Here is a 10,914-nt window from a genome sequence, read left to right on the forward strand (position 1 = left end):
CTTCGACCCCACCCAAGCCAGCGGACTCTGGTACCTCCGCTCCGCACTCGTCGCCCGCACCTACACCACCGCATGAGGCCCTACCGGAAGAGGCATCGGTCGCCGCACCGCAGCGGCGGTCAGTGGGCAGGGTGTCTGCGTATTTCGGCGACGTAGGCGCGGGAGACGGTGCAGGTCAGCAGATCCAGCATGTCGACCAGGAAGCTGCGATCGGCCACCGGATCGGTGGTTCCTTTACCACCGGCCGGATCGATGCGATCAAGGGTCAGTTTCACTCCGTCGTGAATCGCGTGCTGCACCATATCGATCGGTACGCCGTCGCGCGCCCACACCGCCGCGGCGTGTTCGAGTCGCCGCAGCGCCCGCGCCGCCCCGGTGGGCGCATCGCCGAGCAGGATGAGCGCCAGTTCGAATCCCATCCGCATGACTATCGCGGGATCGGAATGCGTTGCACTCCTGGCATTTCCGGAATCGAATCCATCGCCCTCCGCGGATTCCGCATCCCAGGAGTCGTAGGCCGGCATCGCGCTCCTTCCGTGCGCCCGATCCCCATCGCACTGACGAAGGTAACGGTGACGCGCGGTGATTACGAGCAGTCGGCGCGGGTTGGCCCAAACATCCGAACCACAGGGGTCCGCGGTTGTGAGATCTCCCAATCGTCGCCCGAATTCGGGTCATCCGTCCGCAATTCGGACGGCCCAGTCCGGCATACGAGAACCGTCGGCTGATTCCGGGAGATCCGCGGATATTCGCGACTCCGGCCGCACTCGGCTGTCGCCGAAACCGTGATAGCCTGAACGTGATACATGCTAGCGTGATTATCACGCGAAGGAAAGCGATTGGGGCGGAAGAGATTTCGTCGGGCGTATGATCATCACGCAGCAGTGCCTCGTTTCGTCGACCTCCCGGGCCGCGCGCCGCGCCGATACGCTGGCACCCATGGGAGCCCGATTACGTACCGCGCGAAAATTGCTGCTGGGCCGCGAGATCGAACATATGATCAGCACCGCGGGGGTGAATCAGGCGGAGGCCGCACGGATCATCGATACCAGCCAGAGCCGGATCGCGATGTTGATCAACGGCGCCAGCTCGATCACCGTCGGCGATCTCGAACGCCTCGCGGTCGCATTGGGTTTCACCGACCCCGGGTATCTCGACAGCCTCGAGGCGTTACGCCGGGACAACCACAAACGCGGTTTCTGGAATACCGGTCACCGCCGCGCCTACCTCGAGGAATTGCGTCTGCTGGTGGACCTCGAGGCCCACGCCAGTCTGCTGCGGGCCACCGAGGCCGAGATCGTGCCCGGACTGATCCAATGCGAGCCCTATATCCGGGCCCTGCACGAACCCCCGCACGACGCGCAGACCGCGTCCGCCGATCCCTGTGCGGTCACCGTGGAGGATTCCGTACGCGCGCGACTGGCCCGCCAGGACGTCCTCACCGGTCCCGCCGCGCCGCGTTTCCACGCCGTGCTCTCGGAATCGTGCCTGCGCCGCGAATACGGCGGCCGCGCGGTGATGGCCGAACAACTGGAATACCTGCTCGAACTGTCGCATCGGCCCAACATCATCCTGCAGGTGCTGCCGTTCACCGTCCCCACCCGCGGCGCGGGGATGGAGGACCGCTTCACGCTGGTGCGGGTCCCCTCCCCCGGCGCGGCGGGCGACCTGGACATGGCGATCGTGGAGAGCCAGGGCGACATTCGCTATATCGACGACAAGCCCGCGGTACGCGCCCGGGAGACCGTCTGGGACCGATTATCCGCGGCCGCAGCGGATCCCGATCGGTCGCGAGCGTTCATCGACCGGATCGCGCGTTCGTTCCGACGCGAGAGCGTCACCGGGACGTGACCCACCGTCCGTAATCTGCAAAGCCTAAGGAGTGCCGGGCAGCTATGAGCGACAACGACTTTCCCTCACGCGACATCGACACGAGCCGGCCCTCGGCGGCGCGCATGTACCACTACTATCTGTCGGGACAGGCGCTGTTCGACGTCGACAAGGTCTTCGGTGAGCGCGTGTTCGCGCTGTTCCCCCACGCCGATGCCTGGGCACGGCACAATCGCGAATTCCTGTGCCGCGCAGTCGATTTCATGGCCACGCTCGGCATCCGGCAGTTCCTCGACATCGGCGCCGGCCTGCCGACGGCGGGCAACACCCACGAGATCGCGCGGGCCCACGAGTCGCGGACCCGGGTCGTGTACGTGGACAACAACACCGAGGCGGTGGCGCGCTGGCACGATCTGCTGCACCGTACCGACACTCTCGCCACCACCGCGGTCATCGATGCCGATCTGCGGTGTCCCGACGATATTTTCGACCATCCCGAGACCCGGCGCCTCATCGATCCGGATCAGCCGCTCGGATTGCTCATCGTCGGCGTCTGGCCGTTCGTGCCGGACAGCGACCGCCCGTACCGGCTGATGGCCCAGCTGCGAGATCGGCTCCCGCGCGGCAGCTGTGTGGCGATGAGCCATGCCGGTCTCGACGACGCGTCCGAGGATGTCCAACGCGGAATGGCCGCGGCGGCAGAGCTCTACAAGCAGACCTCGGATCCGTTGACCCTGCGCCGCCGTGACGATTTCGCCGCCTTCTACGACGGCCTCGAACTCCTGAATCCCGGGATCGTGCACGCCCCCGATTGGCGGCCCTCTGCACCGGTGGACATAACGGATCCGGCACGGCCGTGTAATTTCGCGGCCGTCGGCTACAAGCCTTAGCCGGCACGGTCGGCGCGGCGGTCCGCGCATCGGTGCGCCGGCAGCTTTACTCCGTAGAAAGGGCATCCGATGACGCGGCCACCGACCTTCACCGTAGGTGAATTCCGAAAAGCCTCAGCCAGTTCCCCGCACCAGAACTGCGTGCGCGTCGCACGCAAACACGGATGGACCGCCGTCTGGGACGACAAGTGCGCTACTGCCGCCACCACCGCCGCCACGGCCGTGGGCAGCACCGAGATGCTGCTGGTCACCGACGAACAGTTCGACAAATACCAGGCGGGTATCCGCGCCGGGCGCACCGAGCGATTACCGATCACGCAGTTGCGGCGCCCCGACGGACGCTATGTGCTGCGCACCGAAACCGGCCGTCGCGCAACGGATGTGGAGCTCGTCTTCGATCGAGCCGAGCTCGACGCCTTCCACCACGGTGTGCGGACCCACGAATTCGATCTGCACAGATTCACCGCACCGGCACTCGACGGTGCCGAATACGACACTCGCGCAAGCAGTCTCACGGCTCGAATACCGGCCTAGCGGCTCCCGCACGTCTCCGGTGCCCGCCCGCGCGGGCACCAACTCCCCTCGAAAACCTCTGCGCCGCAGAGTGTCCGGATCAGTCCGAGCCCGCGGCGGTGTCGTCGTCCAGCTGCACCTGTACCCGCACCCGGCCCTTCTCGTCACGCGTCGCCACGGCGTGGCCGCGCCGGTCGCCACCGTCCAGATGCAGCGTGATGGGGCCGCCCTCACCGGTGAAGTTGCGCCACCAGCTCTTGCGATCGGGCATAGCGACGCCGATGAGGATGGAATCGCCGGAACGCCGATAGTTCACCGGTGTGCTGAACGTCTTACCCGACTTTCGCCCGACATAGCTGATCTCGACGAACCCCTTCCGCATCAGCGGGCCGAGAACCGGCGCCTCCGTGAGCGTGAGTACCACCGAATTGAAGCCGCGCACGGCCGATTTGACGTCCACCTGTTGCCTCCTGACTGGGCGATCGAAAGATGTCACTCTACCGGCGTCCGATGACATCGCCAGGCGAGCGACGACGTTCAGCCCAGGTCCGGCCCGGACCGGATCTCGGCCCCGAGCGGGTGTCCGGCACGCCGCGGCGATCGGCCGACCGCCCGGCATCCCGCCGCACCTCGTCCGCCCGCGGAGGCGTCCGCGACCCGGTCGATGGTCCGATCCGGTCCGCGCACGGGCGGCTCCCGCGTCGGCTCCGGCAGGACACCGGCCAGCCCGGCGCCGATTCCGAGTGCCGGCCCGGCGACCGCGCCCGGTGCGAAGGCGGCGACCACCGCACGACGCCGAGCGGGCCACGGCGACGTCGCGCGCACCATCGCCCACCAGACCCGGATGCCGTCCGCGGTCGCGTCGCAGAGGCGCAGATACGGCACCGCGGCGTAACCGGCGGCGAGGATCAGGACCGCACCGGCGGCGCAGTCGAGCAGATAGTGGTTCGCGGTCCCGATCACCACCAGCGTGATGAGAATCGGATAGCCGGCACCGGCCCAGCGTGCGAGCGGAGTCCGGCCGAAGCGGTACAGCATCAGCCCGCACCACAGCGCCCAGCCGACGTGCAGACTCGGCATCGCGGCGAAATCGTTGGTGAGCGAATCCAATCCGCGCGGCGTGCCGGCATCACCCTGCCACCAGCCCACCGAGGCGTGCAGTGCCATCACGTCGATGAAACCGTGGGAATCTTCCAGCAGTCGCGGCGGCGCGGTGGGCAATGCCACGAATCCGATCAGGCCCGCGACGGTCGCGATGCCCAGCTGGGTGCGAGCCGCCCGGTACTGCTCGCGGTGCGCCCACCACATCCAGATCAGGATCGCCGGAGTCACGACGTAGTGCAGCGTGGCGTAGGCGAAGTCGGCCGGAATCGCGAGCCAGGCGTGGCCGACGAAGATCCGGTTCAGCCACAGTTCGGGGTCCAGCCGCAGCCAGTCCTCGATCCGCAGCAGCGCGTGCGCGTCGTGACGGGCGTGGTCGATACCGCTGCCGACCAGCAGCCGGGCGCCGTCATAGGCGAAATACACCACGACGACCAGCACCACTTCCCGAAACCAGCCCCCGGCTCGCGCCGGAATCTGTGCGAGCGGACCCGAGATGGTTGTTGCAGCCACGACCCGACCTCCACGACGAGGGCTGACGTACAACGTACGGTACGTCGTACGTGCATACTACAATGGCGGCGAGACCGGATTACATCCCGACCGGAGACAGTGCCGTGACATCTGAGCCCGCCCGACGAACCCGAACCGGGGGCGGCCGCCGCCGAGTACCGCGCCATACGCTCAGCGCCGAGGCGATCGTGGACGCCGCGCTGCGCATGCTCGACGACACCGACTGCGAGGGCATCTCCATGCGCGCCCTCGCCGCGGAACTGGGCGTCGGCACGATGACGCTCTACACCTACTTCCGCAGCAAAGACGAACTGCTGCAGGCCGCGCGCGATCAGGTGCTCGACAGCTTCCATCCGCCGGACGTCTCCGGCGACTGGGCCGATCGGGTACGGGCGTGCTGCCAGGCGCTGTACCGGCTGCTCGTGGAACGCCCGGCGGTGCTTCGGGTACTCGCCGTGAAGCCCGACGGCGACGGCGATTTCGCCGATACCGCAACCGCCGCACTGGAATTGGTGCTCTCCCAGTTACGGGCCGCCGGTCTCGGCCGACAGGAGACCGCGCGCGGATACGTGGTGCTGTTGCAATACACCTTCGGCTCGGCGCTGCGTCATGTGTTCGCCCCGGCGCGCCGCAACGGTGAGAACATCCCCAGCCGCCTGCAGATGCTGGATCCGGTGGCCCATCCGACGATCACCGATCTGATGCCCGAACTGGTGATCACACACGGCGGCGGCGAGGAGCAGTATCTGTTCGGCCTGGATCTGATTCTCGACGGGTTGCGCAAGGCGGCCGCGGCACAGCACTAGTCGGGCGCAGTACTAGTCGATCGACAGGCGCAGGGCCAGGTCGATGATCACCGCCTCACGCGGTGCCACGACGTCGCGGCGAGGTTCGTTCACCCACAGCACCGTCTGGCCGGCGCCGTCGAAGCGGGGCAACGCCACGCAGCGCCGCGGCCCGACCACCACGACACGGTGCAGACGCAGCAGATGCAGCAGCGCCAGCGGTGGATCGGGGGCGGGTGCGGTGACGACGAAAGCCAGGCGCCGCGACCGCGGATGCCCGAGCACCGGACCGCAGATCGGCAGTGCGGCGATCATCCTGTGTCCCAGTCGGTTCGGCAGAGCGATCAGGCCGAACCGGCCACCGGTCACCAGATGCGGCCGGGGGCCGATCATCGTGACCGGCAGTCCGCGGCCGGCATACGCCGCGCGGATGCTGTCCGGGTCGTGGACGCCGGCGAACATCATGGGCCCTGCCCGTTGCCTCGCGCCACCTCACCCGTCTCCCTTGCCGGCTCCTCACCTCAACAGCCGCGACGTGGCCGGATCAGGGCCGAAAGTCCCCGCCATCGGGGACCTTGGTCATCGATCCGGGATTTGTAGGATTGCCGGAAAGTAGCAGGAGCTGCTTCGGCAATCGGGAGGCCCGATGATCGACCGGAACCGGACGGCGACACCCGTACGCGGCCGCTGGGGCATGCTGGCGGTGCTGTGCGCGAGCCTGCTGCTCGTCGCCATGGACGCCACCGTGCTCAACGTCGCGTTGCCCTCGCTGATCGAGGACCTGCAACCGGGGGCGCTCGCGCAGCTGTGGATCGTCGACATCTACGGATTGGTTCTGGGCGGCCTGCTGATCACCTTCGGCGCGGTCGGCGACCGGATCGGCCGCAAGCGGCTGTTCCTGACCGGATTCGCGCTGTTCGGCGTCGCGTCGGTGGTCGCGGCGACCGCACAGGTCACCGGTCAGCTCATCGGCGGCCGCGTGCTCCTTGCGGTGGGCGGCGCGATGGTGATGCCCTCGACGCTCTCGCTGATCCGCAACATCTTCGACGATCCGCACGAACGCACCCGGGCGATCGCGATCTGGGCGGCGATCGCCGGGGTCGGCGCGGCGGTGGGTCCGATCGTGGGTGGCGTCCTGGTCGAACACTTCGGCTGGGCCGCGGCGTTCTGGATCAACGTGCCGGTGGTCGTGCTCACGCTGGCGGCAGGGATCGGTTTGCTGCCCGAATACCGGGCCCCGTCGACCACCCCGTTCGACTGGCCGAGCGTGCCGTTGTCGGTGCTCGGTATCGTCGGATTCGTCTGGGGCGTCAAACATCTCGCGCGCGGGGAGGACATCGTGCTGAACGTGTGCGTCCTGCTGGCCGGGCTCGCCATGCTGTTCTGGTTCGCGCGCCGGCAGTTGCGGCTGACCGATCCGCTGCTCGACATCCGGCTGTTCCGGCGACCGGTCTTCCTCGCCGCGGCCCTGGCGACACTGATGGCGATGATCGCGATCGGCGCCGCCCTGTTCCTGATTTCGTTGTGGCTGCAATACATTCACGGCTACTCTCCCGCCGAGGCCGGGATCCGGACGGCGCCGGCCGCGGTCGCGACTCTGGTCGGCTCGCTGACGACACCGGCGCTGCTTCGCTGGACCGGTGTGCGCGGAGTGATGGTCACCAGCCTGCTCATCCTCGCCGCCGGCTTCGCGGTCCTGGCGACCTCGCCCGAACCCACCAGCTACGCCGTGGTCGCGCTGGTCCTGGTCTGCCTGGGTATCGGTGACGGCATCGCGGTTACCGCCGCCGCGGCGGTTCTGGTTTCCTCGGTGCCGGCCGAACGCGCCGGCCAGGGCGGCGCGGTCGAGGAGACCAGCTACGAACTGGGCAACGGCCTGGGGGTGGCGCTGCTGGGCAGTGTGCACGGCGCGCTGTTCACCCATTACATGAGCGAGGTCCCGCTGACCGGAGCCCAGGGCGAGACGGCCCGCGAATCGGCCGGCGGCGCGATCGCGGTGGCCGGCGATATCGGCGGTGAACTCGGGAGCCGCGTGCACGAGATGGCTTCGGCGGCATTCGATTCCGCACTCACGGTCACCTCGTACGCGGCCGCCGGTGTGGTGGCTGCCGTCGCGGTTCTCACCGCGATACTGATCCCGCGGCACACCAGCGTGACACCGCAGCACTGACGCGCCCGCCGACTGCGCGTTCAGCCGCCGCGTTTGCGGCGATGGCGGCGATGGGTGGTATCGCAGAGCGGATAGATCCCGGACCGGCGGCAGGTGCACACCGCGACCACGAACCGATCGCAGCGCACGACGCGTCCGTCGTCGGTCACCAACTCCACCGGCCCCTCGACGAGCACCGGACCGTCCTTGGTGAGCGTGACCCGCGTGCGGCGGGCCGGGCCGGGGGTGGGCTCGTCATTCTCGATCGGCACGGATCACCACCAACTCCTCTTGCCGTGTTCCCGGTTCGATCAGGCGCTGTCGCTCCAGCCAGTGCGCGCGCCGGTTCAGTACCGGACCGAATTCGCAGGTTTCCCGCACGACGATCGCGGCCTTGAGCCCGCCGTCGCGCAGTTGCCGTACGGTCAGATCCGGATCGCACAGCGAGGAATGCACGATCAGCGCGATTCCCTTGGTGCGCAACAGCTCCGGCATCATCCGGCACAACGGATCAAGAAGCGCCCGGCCGCGTGGTCCGCCCTCCCAGGCGCGCGCCCGGCCATGTGCCGGAATCTCGGTAGGACCCGGCACGTAGGGCGGGTTCGCCAGCACCGCGTCGAAGGTACGCCGGTGCAGCACCCGGCCGAAATCGCCGTGCAGCAATTCCAGCGGCACCCCGTGCAACCTGCTGTTGAGCCACGCCGAGGCCAGCGCGCGGCGCGAGATGTCCACCGCGGTGACCGCGGACGCACCGGCCCGCCCCGCCTGGATCGCCACGGCGCCGGTACCGGTGCACACGTCCACCACCTGGGACCCCTCCGGGATGGCGGCGGCCCCCAGCGCTCTGATCAGCAGTCCGGTATCGGCTGTCGGGGCGTAGACACCCGGTGCGCGGAACAGTCTCATGACCGCCGAATACCCGCCTTCCGATGATCAACCCGCGCGATCGCGTGGGATCGCCTCCGGGTCGCGCAGCGAGCTGCGCCCGGCCGACCAGCTGTCGAGCATGTGGCGGTCGATGGCGTTCTCCAGCAATGTCGTCGCCTGGATGCCGAAGACCATCGGTGCGATCAACTCGGGCTCGCGGACCGACAGATCCCCGATGACGTCGCGGCGCATCACCTGTTCGTGCACCGCGTCGGCCTCCACGTGTTCGGCGTAGAAGCGCACACACGCCGGATGCGCGTCCAGCCGCCGCAACGTGTCGACCATGCGACGCGCCGCGGGTGGCGACCCGATCTCGACGCTCGCGAAGTGGCCGACCAGCTCGCCCCGGAACTGCCGGTGCAGGCCGAACAGCGACATCATGTTCACCAGCGCCAGCATCGGCGCGGGGACGGCATCGAGATAGTGCAGGTAGGTGTCGTCGAGGCCGGCGCCGGCCAGCAGATCGGCGAACAGCTGAGCGTGGACGTCCTCGCCCCGGCCGGCGCCGAACTCGTCGTATTCGACCGCGACCAGCGCGGCCTTCGCCTGACCACGCAGACGGGGAATCACCCACGCGTAGGGATCGGCCTCTTTGTGGTGGTAGATCGAGCGGTGCGCGAAGTATTCGCACACCTGCCACCACTGGCCCTGTTCGTTGAGGAAGTGCCCGACGCCCGTGCCCTCGACCGGCTCGACGAGCAGATCGTCGAGTTCGCCGTCGAGGTCGTCGCCGCCGGGCACATCGCGTCGCATCGCGGCCAGGAACCGGTCCTCGAGGTGGGCGCGCATGCGCAGCAACGCCGGGTCCCACTCCCACCGCGGGTCGACGGAATCGAAACCGCGGTAATGCAACTCGTAGCACAGGTGCAACGCCAGCTGCAGATCCTCGCCGTACGGGTCGGTGTTCGCGGTGTCGAAATCGACGTGGCAGGCGGTGCCGCTGAGCAGTGCGCACAGACCGGCGGAGAGTTCGCCGCGCGGCTGCGGTAGCGGCGGCGCGCCGGTATTCGCGGTCACCGGCGCCGGGGTGGGCCGATGCCGGGACGCCGAGAGGTGCCGATGGCCGGATGTTCGGCGCACTTCGGGGTGCGGAATCTCCATAGGCGCCGCATACCCGGTGCTCGTCGCCTTCAATCGGCGCACCGGGGCAGACAGGTTCGAGCGCGGATCGGCGGGTATGCGCGAAACAGAGCATCCCGTCGCCCGTCGAAAGGAGCACCTTGTGAACGACCCGACCGGTTCCCGAGCTCCCGGGGACGACCTCACCGCTATCGCGATCAGTTGCACCCTGAAGAAGTCGCCCGATCGATCGAGCAGCGAGCTGATCGCCGAGCAAGTACTGCGCGAACTGTCGAACCACGGCGTCACCGGCAAGACCGTGCGCGCGGTCGACCTGGACATCCGACCCGGCATCACCGCGGACGAGGGTGACGGCGATCAGTGGCCCCACCTGCGCGAACAGATCAGCGCGGCGGACATCGTGCTGATCGCGACGCCCACCTGGCTGGGCCACATGTCCTCGGTCGCGCAGCGGGTGCTCGAACGCCTCGACGCCGAACTGTCGGTCACCGACGACCAGAACCGGCCCGCCATGGTGGGCAAGGTGGGGATTGCCGCCGTCGTCGGCAACGAGGACGGCGCGCACAAGATCTGCGCCGATACGTTCCAGGCACTCAACGACATCGGCTTCACCGTGCCGGCCCAGGGGTGCACCTACTGGAACGGCGAGGCCATGAGCGGCGTCGACTATCTGGACCTGGACAGCACTCCCGAGGCCGTCGCGACGACCACCGCGGGCATGGCGCGCAATGCCGCGCATCTGGCGCGGACCTTGAAGGCCGCGCCCTACCCGGCCTATCCGTCGTAGGGCATGGACGGATCGCACCGCGAATACTTCATGCGTTCGAGGAGCCGATATGTACACCGAAAGCGCCGGACCGCGAATACGGGCGAGCGAGACCCCGGTCCCGGAACCGGTTCCGCCACAGCCGGTTCCGGATCCCACGCCCGAACGTCCGATCCCGGCCCCGGAACCCGATCCGCGGCCGCCGTTCCCGGAGCCCGGTCCCGTTCCGGGCCGGCCGCCCGAACCCGGCCGCCCGATACCGGGACCCGCCCCGGATCCGATCCCCGGCACTTCCAGCGCAAATGGTGGAGCTCGCTGACCGAGAACGAGCAGACCGCGCGTCGCGAGGCGCTTCACCAG

Annotated in this window: 13 protein-coding genes; 6 read left to right on the forward strand and 7 right to left on the reverse strand. The window is 68.4% G+C overall.

Going from position 1 to position 10,914, the window contains the following annotated elements; translation table 11 throughout:
* Positions 1-119: 119 nt before the first annotated feature.
* Positions 120-524, reverse strand: coding sequence for a hypothetical protein (locus A5780_RS09830; protein WP_063016663.1), 405 nt, complete (start codon positions 522-524; stop codon positions 120-122).
* A gap of 343 nt (positions 525-867) precedes the next feature.
* Between A5780_RS09830 and A5780_RS09835 the strand changes: the two genes are divergently transcribed.
* From A5780_RS09835 to A5780_RS09845, 3 genes are all read left to right on the forward strand, one after another.
* A complete protein-coding gene (locus tag A5780_RS09835) occupies positions 868-1,851 on the forward strand; it encodes a helix-turn-helix transcriptional regulator (protein WP_231982907.1) in 984 nt (327 codons plus the stop codon).
* 44 nt (positions 1,852-1,895) lie between these two features.
* Positions 1,896-2,720 carry an SAM-dependent methyltransferase gene (locus A5780_RS09840; protein ID WP_064908270.1) on the forward strand — a complete coding sequence of 275 codons (825 nt, stop codon included), beginning with the start codon at positions 1,896-1,898 and terminating at the stop codon, positions 2,718-2,720.
* Between the two features lie 141 nt (positions 2,721-2,861).
* Positions 2,862-3,254 (forward strand): hypothetical protein, encoded by a 393-nt coding sequence (locus A5780_RS09845; protein ID WP_063016667.1) that lies wholly within the window; start codon positions 2,862-2,864, stop codon positions 3,252-3,254.
* 79 nt (positions 3,255-3,333) lie between these two features.
* Here A5780_RS09845 and A5780_RS09850 read toward each other — a convergent pair whose 3' ends face one another.
* Positions 3,334-3,693 carry a hypothetical protein gene (locus tag A5780_RS09850; RefSeq protein ID WP_063016669.1) on the reverse strand — a complete coding sequence of 120 codons (360 nt, stop codon included), beginning with the start codon at positions 3,691-3,693 and terminating at the stop codon, positions 3,334-3,336.
* A 77-nt stretch (positions 3,694-3,770) separates the two neighbouring features.
* Positions 3,771-4,847 carry a phosphatase PAP2 family protein gene (locus tag A5780_RS09855; protein ID WP_197521713.1) on the reverse strand — a complete coding sequence of 359 codons (1,077 nt, stop codon included), beginning with the start codon at positions 4,845-4,847 and terminating at the stop codon, positions 3,771-3,773.
* 104 nt (positions 4,848-4,951) lie between these two features.
* On the opposite strand from A5780_RS09855, the gene A5780_RS09860 reads away from it, so the two are divergent.
* Positions 4,952-5,653, forward strand: coding sequence for a TetR/AcrR family transcriptional regulator (locus A5780_RS09860; RefSeq protein WP_169812458.1), 702 nt, complete (start codon positions 4,952-4,954; stop codon positions 5,651-5,653).
* Positions 5,654-5,665: 12 nt separating this feature from the next.
* Here A5780_RS09860 and A5780_RS09865 read toward each other — a convergent pair whose 3' ends face one another.
* Positions 5,666-6,097, reverse strand: coding sequence for a hypothetical protein (locus A5780_RS09865; RefSeq protein ID WP_064908272.1), 432 nt, complete (start codon positions 6,095-6,097; stop codon positions 5,666-5,668).
* Between the two features lie 181 nt (positions 6,098-6,278).
* Here A5780_RS09865 and A5780_RS09870 point away from each other — a divergent pair, with 181 nt between their 5' ends.
* Positions 6,279-7,802 (forward strand): MFS transporter, encoded by a 1,524-nt coding sequence (locus A5780_RS09870; protein WP_064908273.1) that lies wholly within the window; start codon positions 6,279-6,281, stop codon positions 7,800-7,802.
* Between the two features lie 20 nt (positions 7,803-7,822).
* Here the strand turns inward: A5780_RS09870 and A5780_RS09875 are convergent, their stop codons facing one another.
* Genes A5780_RS09875 through A5780_RS09885 form a run of 3 tightly spaced genes read right to left on the reverse strand, consistent with a single transcriptional unit; the run spans position 7,823 to position 9,725 of the window.
* On the reverse strand, positions 7,823-8,053 hold the full coding sequence (locus tag A5780_RS09875) for a CDGSH iron-sulfur domain-containing protein (RefSeq protein ID WP_063017455.1): 231 nt from the start codon (positions 8,051-8,053) through the stop codon (positions 7,823-7,825).
* Positions 8,037-8,687, reverse strand: coding sequence for a HemK2/MTQ2 family protein methyltransferase (locus A5780_RS09880; RefSeq protein ID WP_064901950.1), 651 nt, complete (start codon positions 8,685-8,687; stop codon positions 8,037-8,039). Before A5780_RS09880 ends, A5780_RS09875 begins: the two co-directional genes overlap by 17 nt.
* 27 nt (positions 8,688-8,714) lie before the next feature.
* Entirely contained in the window at positions 8,715-9,725 is a 1,011-nt protein-coding gene (locus A5780_RS09885) for an iron-containing redox enzyme family protein (protein WP_063017485.1), read from the reverse strand.
* A gap of 205 nt (positions 9,726-9,930) precedes the next feature.
* Here A5780_RS09885 and A5780_RS09890 point away from each other — a divergent pair, with 205 nt between their 5' ends.
* Entirely contained in the window at positions 9,931-10,575 is a 645-nt protein-coding gene (locus tag A5780_RS09890; protein ID WP_051755157.1) for a flavodoxin family protein, read from the forward strand.
* The last annotated feature ends 339 nt before the right edge of the window (positions 10,576-10,914 follow it).

The sequence above is a fragment of the Nocardia sp. 852002-20019_SCH5090214 genome, assembly GCF_001665865.1.
Taxonomy (GTDB): Bacteria; Actinomycetota; Actinomycetes; order Mycobacteriales; family Mycobacteriaceae; genus Nocardia; species Nocardia nova.

Excerpts from the sequence above, each read along its gene's own strand:
- A5780_RS09830 (WP_063016663.1), bottom strand. The coding sequence starts at position 524 with ATGCCGGCCTACGACTCCTGGGATGCGGAATCCGCGGAGGGCGATGGA.
- A5780_RS09835 (WP_231982907.1), top strand. The coding sequence starts at position 868 with ATGATCATCACGCAGCAGTGCCTCGTTTCGTCGACCTCCCGGGCCGCG.
- A5780_RS09840 (WP_064908270.1), top strand. The coding sequence starts at position 1,896 with ATGAGCGACAACGACTTTCCCTCACGCGACATCGACACGAGCCGGCCC.
- A5780_RS09865 (WP_064908272.1), bottom strand. The coding sequence starts at position 6,097 with ATGATGTTCGCCGGCGTCCACGACCCGGACAGCATCCGCGCGGCGTAT.
- A5780_RS09870 (WP_064908273.1), top strand. The coding sequence starts at position 6,279 with ATGATCGACCGGAACCGGACGGCGACACCCGTACGCGGCCGCTGGGGC.
- A5780_RS09880 (WP_064901950.1), bottom strand. The coding sequence starts at position 8,687 with ATGAGACTGTTCCGCGCACCGGGTGTCTACGCCCCGACAGCCGATACC.